This window comes from Prosthecobacter vanneervenii (genome assembly GCF_014203095.1).
In the GTDB taxonomy this organism is placed as follows: Bacteria; Verrucomicrobiota; Verrucomicrobiia; order Verrucomicrobiales; family Verrucomicrobiaceae; genus Prosthecobacter; species Prosthecobacter vanneervenii.
In genome coordinates, this window is sequence record NZ_JACHIG010000013.1 from 67,201 (window position 1) to 86,254 (window position 19,054).

A 19,054-nucleotide genomic window follows, 5' to 3' on the forward strand; every position below is an offset into this window, starting at 1 on the left:
CGAGCAGGATGGCAGGCCGTTTCCATTCCGATGCCGGTTCTTGAAGTACAGTCCCTGAGCAAAAGCTATGCGCAGCGCGCGATCCTGCGCGGGGTGTCGTTCAGGCTTGATCGAGGTGAGCGTGTGGCGCTACTGGGGCCATCGGGGAGCGGGAAGACGACGGTGCTGAACTGTGCAGGTGGTGTGGATCGCGCGGATGGCGGGAGCGTGGTGATCGCGGGGCAGGAGCTGGGGGGATTGAGCGCGGACGGGCTGGCGCAGCTGCGTCGCAAGCAGATCGGGACGGTGTTTCAGTTTTATCATCTGCTGCCGACGCTGAGCGCAGCGGAGAACATCGAGCTGCCGCTGCAACTGCTGGGCGTGCCGCCGGGTGAACGTGAGGCGCGTGTGCGGGAGCTGATGGGGCGGGTGGGCATAGCGCACCGTGCGGCGGCTCTGCCGGGGCAGCTTTCGGGCGGAGAGATGCAGCGGGTGGCGATCGCGCGAGCGGTGGTGCACCGGCCTGCACTGATCCTTGCGGACGAGCCGACGGGGAGCCTGGACACGGCGACGGGCGAGCAGGTGCTGGATCTGCTGGCGGAGGTGGTGAAGGAGACGCAGGCGGCGCTGCTGCTGGTGACGCACAGCCCGGAGGCGGTGAAACATTGTGAACGCGTGCTGCGCATGCAGGACGGGCAGATCGTCGAAGGCGCATGAGCACGGTGCTGCTCATTCTGAGGCGCTGTGCCCTGAGGCACTGGCGGCTGGCATTGAAGCAGCAGGTGGCGCTGATGCTGATCCTGGCGCTGGGGTCGAGCGTGTATCTGGCGGTGAGGCTGGCAAGCAATGCGGCGCTGGCGGGCTTTGAGACCTTTACGGATGGAGTGACACGACAGCCGGACTGGACGGTGCAGGCGGAGGCTGGGGCGCTGCATGAGGCTGATCTGCGAGAGATGCGAAAGATGCTGGGAGTGCGGCCGGTGAGCCTGATTCCGGTGGTGGAGGAGACGGTGACGCCGGAGGGAGACACGGGGAATGGGGAGATCGGATCGCGCGCGACATGGCGGCTGCTGGGCGTGGATTTTGTGGGGCTGCTGAATTTGCGTGGCGAAGCACCTGCCGGACTGGGGGCGAATCTACAGGCGGTGAAGCGCGGGGTGTATGTGAGCCCGAAGCATGGAGCGAAGGCGGGGGATGAACTGAGGGTGATCCTGGATGACCGGGTGGTCGCGCTGAAGGTGGCGGGTGTGGTGCCGGAAGTGCCTGGTGTGCCCGGATTACCGGCGCATCTTCTGCTGATGGATTTGCCAGACGCGCAGGCGGTGCTGCAACGGGGTGATGCGGTGGACCGTGTGGAGGTGCTGGCGCAGGATGGTGCGGCCTTTCCGAAACTGAGAGAGGAAACGGGGGAACTGCTCAAGACCCGATGGCAGGTGAGAGGCGGTACGGACCGGCGGCAACTGGCGGGGACGATGACGCAGGCTTTCCGGCTGAATCTCACGATCCTCTCTCTGCTAGCGCTGCTGGTGGGCGGGTATTTGATTTTTCAGGCGCTGGATGGTGTAGTGCTGAGAAGGCGGGAAGAGATCGGGATTTTGAAATCTCTTGGTGTGACGGACCGGGCGATCCAAGCGGCGTTTTTGTGTGAAGCGGGAATGCTGGGGCTGTGCGGGGGCGGGCTGGGAGTGCTGCTGGGATGGCTGGGCGCGCAAGGAGCGGTGGGTGGTGTGACGAAGACGATGAATGCGCTGTATGGTGCGACGAGCGAGCAGCAGGCGGCGCTGAGCTGGAGCGAGGCGCTGCTGGCTCTGGGGATCTCGGTGACGGCGAGCCTGATTGCGGCGTGGTGGCCGGCGCGCATGGCGGCACGGACGCCACCTGCACACATGCTGGGCAGGCATGCGGCGCCGTTTGAAGGCGGGCGTGTGTGGCGAGTGGAATGGATTGGCTGGGCGATGCTGGCAGCGGCGGTGCTGCTGGCGCAAGTGCCGGTGTGGAGACTGGCGAACGGCACGCGGATGCCGCTGGCTGGTTATGCCGCAGCCTTTTTCTGGCTGGTAGGAGCTGGCTTGGTGGCGGGTGCGGTGCTGCGCTTTCTGGCGAGCAAGAAGGTGATGTCTGCGGTGTGGCGCGTGGCCTTGTCCCAACTGCGGCGGCCAACGGTGAGGCATCGCTTTGCCGTGGCGGCGCTGACGAGCGCGGTGGCGATGACGACGGGGATGGCGGTGATGGTGGCGAGCTTTGACCACACGATGCGGGGCTGGATCGACCGCACGATGAAGGCGGACATTTATGTGAGCAGCGCGGGGGCGCAGAGCGCGTCATCGACGAATGCGATCTCCGCAGCGACGGTGAAAGAGCTGGGCGGCGGTGCCGAAGTGGCGGAGCTGGCGGCGATCCACGCGAAGACGATGATGTGGCGCGGCGGGGAAGTGCTGATCCTGGGAACCCAGGCGGAATTTGCGCACAAGCATAGGCTGTATGCGTGGGTGCAAGCACCGAGGAACGAGGAGTGGTGGAGGAGTGAAGATGGAGCCACGAATGCGATCATCAGCGAGAGCTGGAGCGAGCGATTTGGGACGAAGGTGGGAGAGGTGATTGATGTGGCGGGGCATGCAGTGCGGGTGGTGGCGATGAATGCGGAATATGGGAATGAGCGTGGATCGCTGACGCTGCCAGCGGGGGTGTTTAGAGAATGGTTCAAGACGGATGAGGCGTGGCGTGTGGCGCTCATGCTGAAGCCGGGGGTGGATGCGGAGGCGGTGAGGAACCAGATCGAAGCCAGCCATGCCGGGCTGCGGGTGTTTACGAATGCGCATCTGCGGCGCGAGGCGCTGCGCATTTTCCGACAGACCTTTTCGGTGACGCACGCGCTGGAGGTGATTGGTGTGATCGTGGCGGTGGCAGGGCTGGGACTGGCGCTGACGAGCCTGCTGCTGGAACGGCGCGCAGTCTTAGCGACGCTGCACTCGCTGGGGATGACGCGAAGTGAGATCGCACGAGCGGCAGCTCTGGAGGGGCTGGGCGTGGCGGGAGCGGGGGCGTGCACGGGCATCGTGGCCGGTCTGTGGCTGGGCTGGCTGCTGGTGTATCGCATCAACAAGCAGTGCTTTGGATGGACGCTGCAGTTTCACGCGGTGTGGTGGCACCTGGCGGTGCTGGGGACCGCGGTGGTGGCCGTGGGCATGGCGGTGGCGGCGCTGGTGGGACGATGGGCTGCGCTGCTGCCTGCAGAACACTCGGAGGAATGACATGAAGCTCTTCTTTTTACTGACCTTGATCCTGACAAGCGTGCTGCACGCGCAGACGACGGCGGACGGTTTTGAACTGCCGAGGGCGGGAAGAGAATTTGTGTTTCCGCGTGATCATGGGAGCCATCCGAATTTTCGTACCGAGTGGTGGTATGTGACCGGGCATCTGGACGGGAAGGACGGTCGGCGGTTTGGATTTCAGGTGACGTTTTTCCGGCAGGCGCGGCGCGAGGATGGACGCACGCTGCATCTGCACCTGGCGCATGCTGCGCTGCTGGATGCGGCCACAGGAAACTTTATTCATGAGGAACGGCTGAATCGGGAAGGGTGGGATGCTGAGGCGTCTGAGACAGCGCTGGAGGTGCGGAATGGGAACTGGTCACTCAAAATGGATGAGCAGACGCAGCGCATTCAAATTGCAGCAACCGTGAAGCATGAGGTTGTGATGCAACTGGAGTTGGAAGTGGTGAAGCCGCTGGTGGTGTTTGGGAAAGACGGTGTCTCGCGCAAAGGGGTATCGGAGTCAGCAGCGAGCCACTACCTGACGTGGCCGCGTCTGAAGACCAACGGCATGGTGAAACTGGGGGCGACGGAGCATGCGGTGAGCGGCGAGGCGTGGATGGATCATGAGTTTAGCAGCAGCCAGCTAGACGAAGGACAGGTCGGCTGGGACTGGGGCGCGCTGCAGCTCAAAGACGGGCGTGAGATCATGGTTTACCGCATGCGGCGGAAGGATGGCACGGCGGACCCGGCCTCGACGCTGGCGGTGGTGGGCAAGGATGGCAAGGTGAGGCATCTGGCGAGAGATGCCTTCTCATGGGAGGTGCTGGGCACGTGGAAGAGCCCGCGCAACGGGGCGGAGTATCCCAACCGGGTGAGGGTGCGTTTTGAAGGGGAGTCCTTTGAACTGAGGCCACTGGCGATGGATCAGGAGCAGGACGGGGGCATCACGCGGCTGCCGTATTGGGAGGGGGCGTGTGATGTGGTGGATGCGCAGGGGCAGAGCGCTGGCAGGGCGTTTCTGGAGCTGGCTGGGTATGCGGGGGATCTGACGGGGTATCTGGCACCGAAGGTGGAGTGAGGGCGGGGCGGGGAGTACTGCGGCGGTGTGACGATGAGACGCTACTGGAGGGCGCGGATTGTGGAGAAAGTTTTGGGTTTGCTTCCCTGAGGGGGCGCTCCTATCCAGGGGTGGCGCTCGCTACGCGAGCTTACCCCTGGCTACCGGCTGTGATCCCTCCGGGATCAAAATACACTGCTGCGGCGCTGGTCTGCTCAAGAGACAGACTGGTCAGGAGTATTTGACGTCCTTGCGGGGCTCCATCTCGAAGGCAGTGGATTCCTGCTCGGAGATGTTGGGCTTGAGGACTTCCTCGCGGAATTTGATGTAGTGGGGGTCATCCTGGCAGATGGCGAGCTTGTCCATGCTCTCGACCTCGATGTAAACGAACCAGGGATAGGGGTCTGAGTTGTTGACGCGCTTGCCGGTTTTGACGGTGAGCACCTCGGGCACGCGAAGGAGCATGACGCGGGTCTGGGACATCATGGTCTCCAGCTTTTCCTCATCGACCTGGGGCTTGAGCTGAAACAGGCTGAGGTAGGCGATCATGGAGGCGGATGAAGCGGCGGCCCGTGCAGGTCAGACAGACTAGGATTTCCAGTCGAGCACGCCTTTTTTCCAGGCGTAAACGAAGGCAACCAAGAGCACAGCGACGAAGCCGGAAGCCACGGCGAGAATGGAGGGGCCAAAGGCGGCGAGGTAGTCCTTGTAAACGATGGACCAAGGGTAGAGGAAGACGACCTCGATGTCGAAGAGGACGAAGAGCATGGCTACGATGTAGAACTTCACGCTGAATCGCGGCTGGCTGTCCCCCACAGGAAGCATACCGCACTCGTAGGCGGAGTCCTTGATGGCGTTGCGCTTGGCGGATTTGCCGAGGAGCGCGGAAGCGATGAGGGTCACGACTGCAAAGCCACCGGCAAGGACGATCTGAAGCAGGACGGGGATGTAATTCTCAAACATGTGGGGGAAATGTTGGGGAATGGGTAGCAAGAGCTGGTGCAGCGTCAAACCCGGAAACAAAAAGGGCCGCCCTGCACGTGGCAGAGCGGCCCGAAAGGAAACCCAGATGCGATCAAGCACGAGCGGCAGCGGCAGCCGAAGTGCGGGCCACGACGGCGGCGCTACGGGCGGCGATGGCTGCATTGTGCGCAGCGCGCAGACCGTCAAGGCCACGGTAGGTCTTGCCCACTTTGGCACAGAGGCCACGGCTGACGAGATTCTGCAGCTTCTCGTAGGAACGCAGACGGAGCATTTCTTCACCACCACTCACTGCATTTTTCAGCTTGAGATTGTCATAAACCAAGCCAAACAACGTGTTGAACTCATAAGTCTCAGGCTTTGAGAGGACATTAACCAGCTCGTCAGTGACATGATCAGGTACCCGGCGAGAGAAACGTGTCTTGCGTGTCGGTGTAGTGGTAGGCATATGGACCTTTAGCCTAGCACAGGACAGTCGTGTTCGCGACGCTTTTATGTGCGGTGGAGGCTTTTTCTCCTATGACGCATAAGGATTGATAGAAAGCCTCAGCTGGCCTCGTTATAGCGCAATACCATGCCTTAATTTGTATTTACAAGGCATGGCTAAATTACGGTGGTTTAAATGCCTATGCGGCGTCGGTTATTTCTTGGCAATCTTGTAAATTGCCCCGCTGCTGCGAATGTAGAGCGCGCCATCGGCGATAGCTGGGGATGCCGAGATGGATTCACCAAGCAGGTTCTGGCCGAGGACCTCGAATTTTTCGGGAGAGGCGCGTACGATGAAGCTTTCTCCGCGATCATTGGAGAAGAGCAGCTTGTCGCCAAAGGCAAGGGGTGCGGGGACGTGCTTGCCGGCCAGGCGGTCGTCCCAGAGGTCTTTGCCGGATTTGACATCCACGGCGCTGACGATGCCGCCACGGGTGATCTGGTAAAGGGTGCCATTGACGATGACGAGTGAGGCCTCGCTGGCATTGCGCTTTTCGCGATCCCAGAGCACGTGGCTTTCGGTGATGTCGCCGGTCATCTTGTCGTCGATGCGGACGCAGACGGTGTGGGCGCGCTCGGAGCCGGTGTTGAGGATGAGCATGTCTCCGAGGCGAAGGGGGGGGATGGCGGCATTGAAGCCGCCGTGGCGGATGGTCCAGAGCTCCTTGCCGGTGGTGACATCATAACCGAAGGCGGCGCGGGAGCCGATGGAGACGAGGACCTGCCTGCCGCCGATTTCGAACACGCCTGGGGTGTGGTAGGCTTTGCGCATGTCTCCATCACGGGTGGGCTTGCCTTCTTTGTCGAGATCTCCGTAGTCGGTGGTGCGGGAGGTTTTCCAGACGCTCTTGCCGGTCTTTTTGTCGAGGGCGGTGACGAACTGCTGATCGATGCCGTCGAAGGTGAGGATGATCAGATCGCCAAAGATGATGGGGGAGGAGCCGGGGCCGCGGAAGTGGCGCACATTGATGTCGCGGCGCTCCCAGACTTTTTCGCCGGTGGCGGGGTCGAGGCGGGCGGTGCCGTAGGTGCCAAAGTGGACATAGAGCGCGTCCTCCTCCAAAACGGGGGAGGGGGCGGCGTAGTTGTTCATGGGATTGCCGAGATCCTCGGGGGAGGTGTTTTCGAAGACCAGCTTGTGATGGATGATCTTGCCGCTCTGGCGATCAATGCCATAGACGTACTGTTTGGTGCCGTCTGTGGTGGCGGAGGTGAACCAGATCATGTCGCCGCCGATGACGGGGGAGGAGTGGCCCTGGTCCTGAAGCTCGGTGCGCCAGATGATGTTTTTGCCGGTGGTGCTGTCCCACTCCAGCGGGATGCGAGCCACCTCGACTGCGGGGACGATGTTGTCCTGAGCGGGGCCGCCTTTGGCCGGCCAGAACACAGGCTTGGTGGCAGGCTGGGCGTTCGCAAGAACGGACAGCAGGGCGAGGGAAAGGGCGGAGAGGGCTGGCGTGCGGATCATGAGCCTGAAGTTGACGGCGCAGAAGGGAAATTCTTTCGCCGATGGACAAGAGCATGATTGCTGTGCAGCATCCAGCTGTATCCCCGACTGACCATGAAAAAAGCCCTTCTCACCTGCCTAACCCTGAGTCTAAGCCTGAGTGCGCTCCATGCTGAAGACAGCCTCAACGAGCAACTGCGCCGTGCAGCGGAGAAGCTCAAGAATGAATTCGCGAAAGTGAAGGAGCAGAGCGAAGTGAAGGGACGGGAGTGGTATAAGAAAGCCAAAGAGCGACTGACGACCAGCCGTGAAGAATATCTGAAGCAGGCGGGAGCAGCGCTGACCGGGTGGAAGGCAGACATCGATGTTCTCAAAGACCAGGGCGGGCGAGACTACTTTAAGACGCGAGTGAGCGCGCTGGAGCAGCACCACGCCTTTGCGGTGAAGGAGATGGAAACGCTCAGCGGCATCGCTGACGATGCGCAGTTCCGTGCGCGTCAGAAGAGCTTTGACAAGACGCTCTGGACACTGGAGGCCGCCGTGGAGCAGGCCCAGGAAGAAGCGGGGCTGTAGGCGCAAGCCCGGCCCAGCATGCCGCAAGCCGAGAGCGGCATTGCCCGCGAAGCATGAATATGGTGAAATAACTTCAACCCAAAGACTGCCATGAAAAAGCTGCACCACGTCATCGCCGCCATTGATTTCACCGACTGCTGCAGGGCCGCCCTGCGCGAAGCGGCGCGCCGCGCCTCCCTCGATGGAGCGGCCATCACCGTCGTCCATGTGATGGACGAATTTCTCGTGCATGAGCTGAAGAACGCGCTGGCCACCGACCAGGCGACCGTGCGGGCGGATTGGCTGGAGCGGCTGAAGAAGTTTGTGGCGGATGCGGAGGTCAGCAGCGCCGTGAATGCGGAGGTGCGGATCGGCACGCCATTTACCGAGCTGGTGGAGGCGTGCCGCGCGCACAGCGCCGACCTGCTGGTGATGGGGGCTAAAGGATCGCGCAATGAGCCGCACCGAATCGGAGTGATCGCCGCGAAATGTGTGCGAAAGGCTCCGGTGGATGTGCTGGTGGTGAGGGAGGATGCACAGGGGCCCTTTAAGAAGATCGTGGCGTGTGTGGATTTTTCCGAAAACTCCGCCAAGGCGGTGCAGTGCGCGCTGCATGTGGCGCAGCAGGACAGCGGTGAGCTGGACTGCCTGCATGTGTTTCAGAGCGCGCTGGCGATGTCTCTAGACTACGGCGGCTTTGCGCCCTCTCTGCCGGCCACGTATGACCCGCAGGCGGTGGACAACTGGCGCAAGGAACTGGCAGCATTTCTGGAGCCGCTGACCCGTGAGGGTGAAGGTGTGAGTGTGGCTCAGCATGTGACGGAACGCGTGAACATCCGCGAGGCGATCCTGGACCACGTGAGCGAGACGCATGCGTCTCTGGTGGTGCTAGGAACCAGCGGAAAAACCGGACTGCGGGAGATGCTGATCGGCACGACTGCGGAAAAGATCGTTCAGCACGTGCCGTGCTCGATCCTGGCGGTGAAGCCTGATGGTTTTGTGATTTCTCCTGATTGACCTTTTCAGCCATGAAGAAAAAAGCCGCGCCTGAAGATCCCAGCATCGCCGAGCTGCAGGCGGCGCTGCAGGCGAGCGAACAGATCTCAAGCGCGATCGTGGAGACGGCGGTGAACGCGATCATCACGATCGACGAGAACTGCTTTATCGAGACGGTGAACAGCGCGACGGAGCGGCTGTTTGGCTACAAGCGCGAAGAGATGATCGGCCGGAACATCAGCATGCTGATGCCGCAGCCGTACCGGTCGCGGCATGACCGGTACGTGAAGAACTACCTGGAGACAGGAGTGAAAAGGATCATCGGCATCGGGCGAGAGGCGGTGGCGCAGAGGAAAGACGGCTCTGTGTTTCCCATCGACCTCTCCGTGGGCGAGGCTGTGCTGCCAACCGGGCGGCGTATTTTTACGGGCATCATCCGAGATCTGACCGACCGAAAAGAGCTGGAGGACAAGCTGCTGCACATCAGCGAGGAGGAGCAGGCGAGGATCGGGCAGGACATTCACGATGACCTGTGCCAGCAGCTGGCGGCGATCGGGTGCCTGGCGAAGGTGGCGCAAAAAAACCTGGCCAAGTCGGGATGCCCCGAGGCGGAGAATCTGGCGGAGATCGTGCAGCTTGTGAGCAAGGCGAACACGCGTGCGCGTGAGACCTCGCGCGGGCTGATGCCGGTGGTGCTGGACTCCGGCGGACTGATGGCGGCGCTGGAGGAACTGGCTGAAAGCACCGCGCGTGCGTATGAGATCGAGTGTGATTTCCGCTATGACAATCCGGTGCAGGTGGCGGACAACAAGATGTCTGTGCAGCTTTTCCGCATTTCGCAGGAGGCGGTATCCAATGCGGTGAAGCACGGGCAGGCGAACCGCGTGGACATTCATCTGGCGAGGCAGAGCGGGAATATTGTGCTCACGGTACGTGACAACGGGGTGGGGATTCCTGATCTGGCCTCGAAAGGAACCGGCATGGGGCTCTTGACCATGAATCATCGCGCTCAAATGATAGGAGGCACACTCAAAATCGAGCCGCGCACCGGCGGCGGCACCCAGGTCATATGCAGCGTACCCGCACCAGCGAAAAATCAGTGAAGCGTGTCATCCTCGTGGATGACCACCCGATCATGCGGCATGGGCTGGCGCAGCTCATCCGTGCCGAAGATGGACTGGATGTGATCGGAGAAGCAGGCAATGCAAGGGAAGGGCTGGAGGTGGTGGGCAAGCTGAAGCCGGACCTGGCGGTGATCGACCTGACGCTGCCGGACAAGAACGGGCTGGAACTGGTGAAGGACATCCGGGCGATGCATGCTGCGACGCAGTGCCTGGTGCTCTCCATGCATGATGAGACGATGTATGGTGAGCGCGCCCTGCGCGCCGGAGCACGAGGCTATGTGATGAAGGAGGAGGCTGCGGACCAGCTCGTAACCGCCATTCACAAGGTGCTGGGCGGCGGGCTGTATGTGAGCGAATCTCTCAACGCCCGAATGCTGGAGCAGGTAACCGGGGCGGCGAGATCGAAAGCGACGGGCATGGATTCACTGACGGACCGTGAACTGGAGATCCTGACGATGATCGGAAAAGGTGTGGCAACGAAGCTCATCGCCGCGCAGCTGAGCATCAGCGCGAGGACGGTGGAAGCCCACCGTGCGCACATCAAGGAGAAGCTGAGCATGACCGATGGTGCAGCGCTGGTGCGCTATGCGGTGCAGTGGGTGGAGAGCCAGGCGAAGCTGTAGCATGCAGAAGGCGGCGGATGATCTGAGAGTCATGCGATCCAAGCATGACTGATTCGTTTTTTGAGAGAAGGAACACGGTGCGCCGGAACGGGCCGCAGCGGGTGTGATGGAGTGAGGTGAATGCTTTGTGAAAGCCCGCCTGCGTCCAGGAATGGCACTGGGCATGGAGCGGTTTTACGAAGGGAAACAACCACAAATATTGATTAAATTTGCGTTGACGCTCCGCAGGGCGCTCTCATAACCTCTTCACACGGCAACAGCCGCCAACAACACTATGGCCAAGAAAGCAACCAAAGCAAAACCAGCAGCCAAGAAGGCTGCCAAAGCAAAACGGAAACCCAATCCTGCTCTCATGAAGCCGGTGCAGCCTGATGCGGTTCTCGGAGCCGTCGTCGGTAACAAAGCTGCTCCTCGTGGTCAGATCACGAAAAAGCTGTGGGACTACATCAAGAAGAACGGTCTCCAGGACGCGAAGAACAAGCGCAACATCAATGCTGATGACGCATTGAAGGCGGTGTTCGGCGGCAAGAAGACGGTGACGATGTTTGAGATGACCAAGCTGGTCTCCAAGCACATCTCCTAATCTGAGATCCTGCATTCCATGACGCCGCGCCGGGGTGACACCAGGCGCGGCGCTTTTTTTGTTTGTGTGGCGCACCGGTGTTTAGTGATCAGGGAACGTGCGCGACGTAGTCGAGCTCCATGAATTCGGCGACTTCGGGGATCCAGCGAGTCTGGACGAAGGCTGTGTGATCCGGGTGGCTGCTGTAGAAGGTGTAAGCTGCCTCGTCTGCAAACTCCATGGAGAGGCCGAAGGTGAAGCTGTTCTTGGGGCTGGTCTGGCGGAGGCACTCGAAATTTTGCACTCCGGAGATTTGGGCGAGTGCGCAGGCTGCACGGAGGAAGTCTCCTTCAGCGGCAGAGCCGAGAGGGTGTTTGAGGCGGAAGGCTACGGTGTGGCGGATCATGGCCGAAGGATGGATGGGACAGGCGTGATGTCAAAAGTCCCAACGCTGGGGCTTTCCTTTCAAGGGAGCGACTTCGATGAAGTCGATCTCGGAATCCGGAAGATAGAGACGAAGTGTGCCGAGAGGGCCTTCGTCTTTCAGGGGGACTTTTAGCTGCTGCCAGTCTCCGGCTTTGACCTCGAATGGGGTGGAGTGGATAACACTGGGCTCTGAGGAGGTGTGCGGCAGGGAGTCGATTTTTGCTGCGCCTCCCTGCGTGCTGCGAATGCGCAACGTGACTGTGGCGGGGCCGGTGAGTTTGGCCATACCATGACCGAGAAAGGCGGTGCCAGGCTGGCCGGTGCCTTTGAATGTGATGATGCCGGCGCTGACGGTGGCTTTGCACTGGCGCTCCTTCCAAGCATCGAGCGGGTCGGTCTTGGCGGCAGGGGGGTTAGTGGAGGCAACGGGTTTGTAAGCTGGATTGGGGCGGGGATAGGTAGCGCCGGTGTCTTTGAGAAAGCCGTCGATGAGGGCATCGAGCTCCTTCACTTTGTCCGGCATCTGTGAGGCGAGATCGTGAGTTTCGCCGAGGTCATCGCGAAGGTTGTAGAGCTCGTGTGTGTTGGGATTGCCAAACCAGCGCAGCAGCTTGAAGTCGCCACTGCGAACCCAGACCCCGCCTGCGCGGTTGGCTCCGGCGTGCGGGTGGTAATTGAAGTAGGCCTGGCGTTTGAGGACACTCTCTCCTTTGAGGACATTGGCGTAGCTCACTCCGTCGATGGTCTGCTGCGCGGGCTTGGCGATGCCGAGGAGATCAATGACGGTAGGATAAATATCGATGGGGCCGACGACGGCTTCGCTATTGGTGCCGGGCTTGATCTTGCCTGCCCATGACCACATGAGGGGGACACGGGTGCCGCCTTCATAGAGGGTGCCTTTGCCATCGCGTAGAGGGGTGTTCATGGTGGGGGGCTGGTTGCCGGCCCACTTGCGCCAGTCAGTGAGGAAAGCGCTTTTGTTCTTCTCGGCTGCTTCGGTCTTTCCGCTGCCAGGGACGTTGCTGTGGGTGTTGCCGCCGTTGTCGGAGGTGAAGATGACGATGGTGTTGTCGGCGATGCCCTGGTTTTCGAGTTCGGCAAGGATGCGGCCGAAACATTCATCCACGCTTCTGAGCATGGAGGCCATGATGGGATTTCCCTGCCGTCCACTGGGATCTTTTTTGGCGGCGAAGTCTTTGGTGTACTCTTCCTTGTGGCCCCAGGGGCCGTGGACGCCGTAGCACCAGAGATTGAGGAAGAAAGGGGTGTCTTTGCTGGATGAGATGAACTTCACAGCCTCCGCCGCCTGGCGGTCAACAATGTACTCGCCCTGCGGACCATCGGTGATGGTGCCGACGCGGTTTTTGGAGGTGGGATTGCCCTCGGCGGTGACGCCATAAGGGGAGAAGTACTCGCCGGGTGGGCCGGGGTCGGGATGGCAGTGAAAGGCGACATCAAAGCCCTGCTGCTCGGGCCAGTGAGGCTGGGTGAGTCCGAGGTGCCATTTGCCGATGTGGGCGGTGCGATAGCCCGCGCCCTTGAGAGTTTCTGCCAGGGTGATCTGAGCGGGCTCCAGGTAGTTTTTACTCTCCGGCAGAAGCATGGGGGCATTGGCCGGGGCGGTTTCACGCATAAAGACGTGACCCGCAGGTTGAGGAGGCTGGTGACCGCTGGCGGTGGTGATGCCGTGGCGAGCGCTGTACTGGCCGCTGAGAATGCTGCCGCGCGTGGGGGAGCAGAGAGGCTGCGAGTAGGCGCTGGTGAAGCGCATGGCACGCGTGGCAAACTTGTCGATGTTGGGGGTTTCGTAGTACTTCGATCCCTGAACACCGCAGTCCATCCAGCCCATGTCATCGACAAGGAAGAGGACGACGTTTGGCCTGGCCGCCGAGGCGGAGTGAACGATGGCGAACGATGACAGGAGCAGGGCCAGGATGCATTTCATGGTGCGCGGAGAACGATGTCGGAAGCGGGATCATTTCGTGGAAATGGCGGATGATCTGCGCGGAATGAATTTGCGGGGTGGGGCTTTCGCGCTCCTCTGCACACCAGCATGAGCGACTATTTCAAGCTGCGTGAACATGGTTCTTCGGTGCGCACCGAGATTGTGGGCGGGGTGACTACATTCATCACCATGGCGTACATCATGGTGGTGAATCCTGCGATCCTGTCGTTTGCGGGCATTCCGACGGGGCCGAGCACGGTGGCGACGATCCTGACGGCGGCGGTGGGATGTGCGCTGATGGGATTGATCGCTAACCGGCCGATCGCGGTGGCGCCCTACATGGGAGAGAATGCGTTCATTGCGTTTGGCCTTGTGGCGCTGGGGATCGGATGGGAGCAGCGGCTGGGGGCGGTGTTTGTGAGCGGGGTGCTGTTTTTGATCATCACGCTGCTGGGGGTGCGCGGCTGGCTGGCGAACGCCGTGCCGGTGGGGCTGAAGCACAGCTTTGCAGTGGGGATTGGTTTGTTTCTGGCCTTCATTGGTCTCTATGAAACGGGGATGGTGACGAGCTTTGTGTCTGGGATGCCAGCGCAGGCCCTGCAGGCGGATGCGCGGGGGCTGCTAGTGGCTCCGGCGGTGCCGGTGAAGATCGGGAATCTGCGTGATCCGCAGGTGCTGCTGGCGATGGGAGGCTTTTTGCTGATGACTTTGCTCATGATCCGCAAGGTGCGAGGGGCGCTGCTGCTGGGCATCGTGGGTGCAGCGGTGGTCGGCGTGGCACTGGGCTTTGGTCATGCGCCCAAGGCAGTGACAGCGATGCCGTTTACGGGTGAGTATGATCTGAGCAGGATCGCTTTTAAGCTGGATGTGGCCGGTGTGCTGAAGCTGACTTTCCTGCCAGTGCTGCTGACACTGCTGCTGATGAGTTTTCTCGACACGCTGGGTACGCTGACCGGGCTGGGAGCTGCAGCCGGCATGCTGGATGAGAAGGGCAATTTCCCTGAGGTGGAAAAGCCGATGCTGGTGGATGCGCTGACGTGCCTCTTCAGCGGCCTGGTGGGGACTTCGACGAGCGGGGCGTACATCGAGTCAGCTACAGGGATCAGTGCCGGAGCACGAACGGGACTGGCTGCGGTGGTAACGGCGGGGCTGTTTGTGGTGTCGCTGTTTTTCATTCCGCTGATTGAGCCGCTGCAGCAGCTGCGGTTTGCGTATGGCCCGGCGTTGATTGCGGTGGGGGTGCTGATGACTGGCTCGGTGAGGCGGATCGATTTTGATGACCTGACAGAATGGGTGCCAGCCTTTGTGACGATCGTGATGATGCTCTTTACCTATAACATTGCCAACGGGCTGACGGCCGGGCTGGTGGTGCATCCGGTGCTGAAGCTGGCGGCGGGGCGGGGAAAAGAGCTGAACGCGGGCACGGTGGCGCTGGCGCTGCTATGCGCGGCGTACTACGGAGTTGGGCTGCCACACTGAAGCAGGAGGCTCCGATCATGAATCCCACTGGCTGCGCTGCACACCGATGAAGCACATGCCGAGGCCGACCAGCACGTGGACGAATAGGACGAAGCCGGCGATGGCGGGGTTGATGATGTCGGTGTCGGTGACCTGCTTTACGGCATCGTAGAAGGCGGTGCTGCGCATGCTGCTGAGGCTGCCGCTCCAGCTCCAGAAAGCGACGACGAGAGGCTGGACCCAGTTTTCCAGCCAGTCGGGGAGGGTAAGGACAGCACCTGAGAGAGGGAGCTGGAAGCCGACGAGGTAGATGCAGAGGATGGTGGCCTTTTCCGGTGTCTTGCTGAGAGCGGAGATGCCGAGACAGACACTGGTCATGGCCGCTGAGGCGAGGACGAGCAGAATGAGCTTGGTGATCAAGTCGCCGGGCAATCCGCCGGTGACCATGTCCACGAAGAAGCCCATCCATAAACTCTGGGCGAGGACGAACATGCCGAGGAAGATGACCTTGCTGCCGATGTAGGCGAAGGGGTGCAAACCGCCGAGCTTTTCACGTTCAAGGATGAGGCGCTCCGAGGCGATCTCGCGGGCGGCGTTGTTGCTGGCCATGAGCGTGACCAGCACGACCTGCAGCATGACGAGACCGGAGACAAGGCCGCCTGCCTTGGACTGCTCTTCCTTGTGCTGCCCCTGCTGCCGGAACTCCTGTTCGATGTTTGAATCTTGATAAGTTGAGAGGGCACGCAGCGGCTTGATGCCATCGAGCGCAAAAATGACGACCAGCAGAGGGAAACCGACGAGCATGGCGAGGTGCATCCAGACCTGGGCCTTGTCCCTGCGGAAGATGGTGATGCGGCGGCGAAGCAGCTCAAAGAGCTGTGTGAGCATGGAGGGCATCTCGACCGGGTGAATCTCCTGGGGCTCTGCCGAAGGAGCCTGCTCAGGCAAAGCCACGGAGCGGCTTTCACGAACATAGGTCTTGGAAGGGCCGCTGCTTTTTCTGGCCCTCTCCTCCGCCGGCTCCGTGGGTTTGCCGTCGAAGCCGTGGCTGCTGTAGTAGGCGTCGCGGTGCTTTGCCCAAGACTCATGCCAGTCTCCGGCTTTGCGCTCCGTGAGCTTGAGGTAAATCTCTTCCGGATGCTCCACGGCAAAGTAGTGCAGCATGGCACCGGGCGGGCCGTGGTAGGTCAGCACTCCCTGGTACATGACCATGACGCTGTCGTAGGCATCCAGGCTGGCGAGGCTGTGGGTGACGTTGATGACGACGCGCTTGGGGTGGCTCCTGGAGAGGACGCGAAGGAGGTCTGTGATTTCGCGTTCTGATTTGGGGTCCAGGCCGCTGGTGACTTCGTCGCAGAGGAGCAAGCAGGGGTCGGTAACAAGCTCAAGCGCGAGACCGAGACGGCGCTTCTGACCGCCGGAGAGGACCCTGACCTGACGGTCTGAGAGCTGGGAGAGACCGGTGACCTCCAGGATGTGGTCGAGGGCAGGAATGAAGTCCTCGGTCTGGGCCAGCTGGGTGCGCATGGCCATGGCGCTACCGATGCTTTCCTCCACGGTCAGGAGATCATAAGCCAAGCTGAACTGAGGGACGTAGCCGAGGTCTCCGGGGTGGAGATCCTCCTCGTCACTGAGATCCCTGCCATCCCAGAGCAGATCTCCGGATGTCTGCTGATGGATGCCGGTGATGACCTTAAGCATGGTGGTCTTGCCGCAGCCGGAAGGCCCCACGATGGCGACAAGATGGGCCGGAGGGATATTGAAGCTGACCTCCCGAAGCAGGTGCACAGTGCTGTTGTTTTCCGAGTCCGGCGGGCCATCGACTTCAAGACAAACGTTGTGTGCTTTGAGCATGCAGGTTAAATAAGTGACTGACACTAGGCCGGGCTGAACAGCTCTGGCGATTAAAAAATTCAACCCGCCGCCAAAATGCAACGCCGCAACCGACCGGGCAAGCGTTCCTCCGCCTCATCTTTCCGCTGGATCGGGGGGCTGGTGGTGATGGGCCTCATCTGCGCAGGCGTGCTGGTGATGCTGGCCCCGACCCTGGTGACCAACTACATCCGCGCCTACCTGCAAAAAGATGACTTTCGCCATAAGGTGGAGGAGCTTGTCGCTGCGAGGGTGGGGGGCAGTGTGCACCTGGCGCCGATCCTCTGGAATGACGACAACGCGACGGCGGCTGATTTTTCCGTGGATTCCCCAGTTTGGAAGCTGGAGGCAAGCGGGCTGCATGCTGCGCTGGAGTTTAGCGCCATCCGGAATGGCAAGTGGAGCATTCAAAATGCCGGAGCGGATGAACTGATGGTGAAGCGCATGCCGGCCGGAGAGATGAGCCGTGCGGACGAGGGGCTGGCGGCAGATTTTGACAGCAGTGGTGATGGGATTCCGTCCTTTTTACGGCGTTATATTCCGACCAAGACACGCATCAGTGGTTTTGATGTGCACCGCTTTGTCTTTGAGCAGGAAGGCTGGAAAATCTCTGAAACGGGGCTTTCTCTGGGAGGCTGGCAGAGCGGGGAGGTTTCCGTCCAAGCCAAATTGAATGGGGGCAAGCTGCAAACACCCATCCAAGCTCCGGAGCAGAAAGAGCCCCTGCAGTTTGATGTGGCCAAGGCAACGCTCCGTGCCGGCAAGAACCAGATCCAAGTCAGTGATGCCACGCTGCGGTGGAAACAGGGGGCCGAAGCGACCATGCGAGGCAGCCTAAAGCATGATACCGGAGCCTGGCAGATGCTTGTGCATGCCAAGGCCGTGCCGCTGGATGAATTTCTGGATGAATGGTGGAGGCAGCGTCTGAGTGGCAAAGTGGAGGGCGACGTGGAGCTTTCCGGGGCACATGGCGCTCCCATGGCGTGGAAAGTCAATGCTGCACTGAAAGGCGGGGAACTGACGGGACTGCCGATCCTCGACAAACTGGTGACCTATACGAATACCCAACGGTTTAAAAGGGTGGTGCTGGACATCTGCAGCGCCTCCTTCCGGCCGCAGGGGGATGCCCTGCGGGTCGAAAACATCATTGTGCAGTCAAACGGGCTGCTACGGGTGGAGGGAAGCCTAAACATCCGCGGCAGGGTGGTGGATGGCGATTTCATGCTGGGGGTGACTCCCGAGACGCTAAGCAGCATCCCAGGTGCTGCCAGCCGAGTCTTTGTGGAGGCTGGAAGCCCGGGTGCACCTCCGGGGCTCAAGTGGGCAAGGGTACGAGTGGCCGGAACGATCGAGGCTCCGCAGGAGGATCTGAGCAGCCGACTCGTGGGGGCGGCGGGCATGTCCCTGCTGTTTGACACCCCGGGAACGCTGGTAGGGACGGGGGCGGAAACTCTACTCAAGCCGGTTCTGGGGGAGGATGCCGCCAAGATGCCTGGCAAAATCCTAGATAGTGCGAGCGGTGTGATTGAGAACGGTGTGAACGCCGGTTCGGGGCTGATCAACAAGGTGCTGCCTATCTTTCCCGTAAAATGAGATTGTTGCACGGCGGGGATGTGCCGCTAGCATGAGGCTACGTCATGTCTGCTCATCCCCCCATCTCGTTTGCCGCCCGTGAGTCCAAGCAAGCCGTCGAAGAAGGCATGCTGTTTGCCCCGAAGTTTGACGAGCATGGCCTGATGCCGGCGATGGCTGTGGATGCCGACACTGGAGCACCCTTGATGCTGGCGTACATGAACGAGCAGTCGCTCAAAATGACACTCGAACTTGGGCAGGCGGTGTACTGGAGCCGTAGCCGGAACCAACTCTGGCACAAAGGAGCGACCAGCGGGGAGTTTCAGGAAATCATCGAAATCCGTACGGACTGCGACCAAGATGCACTGGTGCTGCGTGTAAAGCAGCATGGTGGTGGCTGCTGCCACACCAAGAGACCAACCTGCTTTTACCGTGTGGTGAAGGCGGCTGATGGCGAGGCACTGCTGGAGCCTGCGGCCTGAGCCGACTTTCGGCTCAGGAAACGAGCATCAAACAATCCGTGCTCAACGGCTGACTGGAACCATGCCGCCGTAGCGGGCATTGCCCTCCCAGGAACGTGGGCGATTCCATGGAAGGTTGCTGTTGCCGCTGTCCGGACCAACGACTTTTTTACGCTTAGGCTCGTCCGAAGTGCAGGACGTCAAAGAACATGCAATCGTGATGGCCGAAAGGAGAAGGCAGAAAAAGCGTGTTTTCATG

The 19,054-nt window shown here is 60.9% G+C and carries 19 protein-coding genes; 11 read left to right on the forward strand and 8 right to left on the reverse strand.

Annotated elements, in window-relative coordinates:
• The first annotated feature begins 30 nt into the window (after nucleotides 1–30).
• The 3 genes from HNQ65_RS22940 to HNQ65_RS22950 are packed head-to-tail and all read left to right on the forward strand — an operon-like array spanning nucleotide 31 to nucleotide 4,311.
• Entirely contained in the window at nucleotides 31–696 is a 666-nt protein-coding gene (locus HNQ65_RS22940) for an ABC transporter ATP-binding protein (protein WP_184343469.1), read from the forward strand.
• On the forward strand, nucleotides 693–3,230 hold the full coding sequence (locus HNQ65_RS22945; RefSeq protein ID WP_184343471.1) for an ABC transporter permease: 2,538 nt from the start codon (nucleotides 693–695) through the stop codon (nucleotides 3,228–3,230). The genes HNQ65_RS22940 and HNQ65_RS22945 overlap by 4 nt, the downstream gene beginning before the upstream one ends.
• A gap of 1 nt (nucleotide 3,231) precedes the next feature.
• On the forward strand, nucleotides 3,232–4,311 hold the full coding sequence (locus HNQ65_RS22950) for a lipocalin-like domain-containing protein (RefSeq protein ID WP_184343473.1): 1,080 nt from the start codon (nucleotides 3,232–3,234) through the stop codon (nucleotides 4,309–4,311).
• A 210-nt stretch (nucleotides 4,312–4,521) separates the two neighbouring features.
• On the opposite strand, the gene HNQ65_RS22955 is transcribed toward HNQ65_RS22950, so the two are convergent.
• The 4 genes from HNQ65_RS22955 to HNQ65_RS22970 all read right to left on the reverse strand — a co-directional run bounded on the left by HNQ65_RS22955 (nucleotide 4,522) and on the right by HNQ65_RS22970 (nucleotide 7,225).
• Nucleotides 4,522–4,839: a Dabb family protein gene (locus tag HNQ65_RS22955; protein ID WP_184343475.1), complete on the reverse strand. Its 318-nt coding sequence runs from the start codon at nucleotides 4,837–4,839 to the stop codon at nucleotides 4,522–4,524.
• 39 nt (nucleotides 4,840–4,878) lie between these two features.
• Nucleotides 4,879–5,253, reverse strand: coding sequence for an NADH-quinone oxidoreductase subunit A (locus tag HNQ65_RS22960; RefSeq protein ID WP_184343477.1), 375 nt, complete (start codon nucleotides 5,251–5,253; stop codon nucleotides 4,879–4,881).
• Nucleotides 5,254–5,365: 112 nt separating this feature from the next.
• The gene (locus HNQ65_RS22965; RefSeq protein WP_246438591.1) at nucleotides 5,366–5,719 is read right to left on the reverse strand and encodes a hypothetical protein; all 354 of its coding nucleotides are present in this window, start codon (nucleotides 5,717–5,719) and stop codon (nucleotides 5,366–5,368) included.
• Nucleotides 5,720–5,911: 192 nt separating this feature from the next.
• Nucleotides 5,912–7,225, reverse strand: coding sequence for an outer membrane protein assembly factor BamB family protein (locus HNQ65_RS22970; RefSeq protein WP_184343479.1), 1,314 nt, complete (start codon nucleotides 7,223–7,225; stop codon nucleotides 5,912–5,914).
• 93 nt (nucleotides 7,226–7,318) lie between these two features.
• Here HNQ65_RS22970 and HNQ65_RS22975 point away from each other — a divergent pair, with 93 nt between their 5' ends.
• From HNQ65_RS22975 to HNQ65_RS22995, 5 genes are all read left to right on the forward strand, one after another.
• Complete coding sequence (locus HNQ65_RS22975; RefSeq protein WP_184343481.1) at nucleotides 7,319–7,777, forward strand: hypothetical protein; 459 nt, start codon at nucleotides 7,319–7,321, stop codon at nucleotides 7,775–7,777.
• Between the two features lie 90 nt (nucleotides 7,778–7,867).
• Nucleotides 7,868–8,773 (forward strand): universal stress protein, encoded by a 906-nt coding sequence (locus HNQ65_RS22980; RefSeq protein WP_184343483.1) that lies wholly within the window; start codon nucleotides 7,868–7,870, stop codon nucleotides 8,771–8,773.
• A gap of 11 nt (nucleotides 8,774–8,784) precedes the next feature.
• On the forward strand, nucleotides 8,785–9,855 hold the full coding sequence (locus HNQ65_RS22985; RefSeq protein WP_184343484.1) for a sensor histidine kinase: 1,071 nt from the start codon (nucleotides 8,785–8,787) through the stop codon (nucleotides 9,853–9,855).
• Nucleotides 9,822–10,499 (forward strand): response regulator, encoded by a 678-nt coding sequence (locus HNQ65_RS22990; RefSeq protein WP_184343486.1) that lies wholly within the window; start codon nucleotides 9,822–9,824, stop codon nucleotides 10,497–10,499. Before HNQ65_RS22985 ends, HNQ65_RS22990 begins: the two co-directional genes overlap by 34 nt.
• 274 nt (nucleotides 10,500–10,773) lie before the next feature.
• Nucleotides 10,774–11,082 (forward strand): SWIB/MDM2 domain-containing protein, encoded by a 309-nt coding sequence (locus tag HNQ65_RS22995; protein ID WP_184343488.1) that lies wholly within the window; start codon nucleotides 10,774–10,776, stop codon nucleotides 11,080–11,082.
• 88 nt (nucleotides 11,083–11,170) lie between these two features.
• On the opposite strand, the gene HNQ65_RS23000 is transcribed toward HNQ65_RS22995, so the two are convergent.
• The gene (locus HNQ65_RS23000) at nucleotides 11,171–11,467 is read right to left on the reverse strand and encodes a Dabb family protein (RefSeq protein WP_184343490.1); all 297 of its coding nucleotides are present in this window, start codon (nucleotides 11,465–11,467) and stop codon (nucleotides 11,171–11,173) included.
• Between the two features lie 30 nt (nucleotides 11,468–11,497).
• Nucleotides 11,498–13,432: a sulfatase gene (locus HNQ65_RS23005; RefSeq protein WP_184343492.1), complete on the reverse strand. Its 1,935-nt coding sequence runs from the start codon at nucleotides 13,430–13,432 to the stop codon at nucleotides 11,498–11,500.
• 108 nt (nucleotides 13,433–13,540) lie between these two features.
• Between HNQ65_RS23005 and HNQ65_RS23010 the strand changes: the two genes are divergently transcribed.
• Nucleotides 13,541–14,911 carry an NCS2 family permease gene (locus HNQ65_RS23010; RefSeq protein ID WP_184343494.1) on the forward strand — a complete coding sequence of 457 codons (1,371 nt, stop codon included), beginning with the start codon at nucleotides 13,541–13,543 and terminating at the stop codon, nucleotides 14,909–14,911.
• 15 nt (nucleotides 14,912–14,926) lie between these two features.
• Here the strand turns inward: HNQ65_RS23010 and HNQ65_RS23015 are convergent, their stop codons facing one another.
• On the reverse strand, nucleotides 14,927–16,744 hold the full coding sequence (locus HNQ65_RS23015) for an ATP-binding cassette domain-containing protein (protein ID WP_184343496.1): 1,818 nt from the start codon (nucleotides 16,742–16,744) through the stop codon (nucleotides 14,927–14,929).
• A gap of 75 nt (nucleotides 16,745–16,819) precedes the next feature.
• On the opposite strand from HNQ65_RS23015, the gene HNQ65_RS23020 reads away from it, so the two are divergent.
• Both HNQ65_RS23020 and hisI read left to right on the forward strand, forming a co-directional pair.
• Nucleotides 16,820–18,355, forward strand: coding sequence for a translocation/assembly module TamB domain-containing protein (locus tag HNQ65_RS23020; protein ID WP_184343498.1), 1,536 nt, complete (start codon nucleotides 16,820–16,822; stop codon nucleotides 18,353–18,355).
• Between the two features lie 44 nt (nucleotides 18,356–18,399).
• Nucleotides 18,400–18,816: a phosphoribosyl-AMP cyclohydrolase gene (gene hisI / locus HNQ65_RS23025; RefSeq protein WP_184343500.1), complete on the forward strand. Its 417-nt coding sequence runs from the start codon at nucleotides 18,400–18,402 to the stop codon at nucleotides 18,814–18,816.
• A 42-nt stretch (nucleotides 18,817–18,858) separates the two neighbouring features.
• Here the strand turns inward: hisI and HNQ65_RS23030 are convergent, their stop codons facing one another.
• Entirely contained in the window at nucleotides 18,859–19,053 is a 195-nt protein-coding gene (locus HNQ65_RS23030; RefSeq protein ID WP_184343502.1) for a hypothetical protein, read from the reverse strand.
• Nucleotide 19,054: the final 1 nt, after the last annotated feature.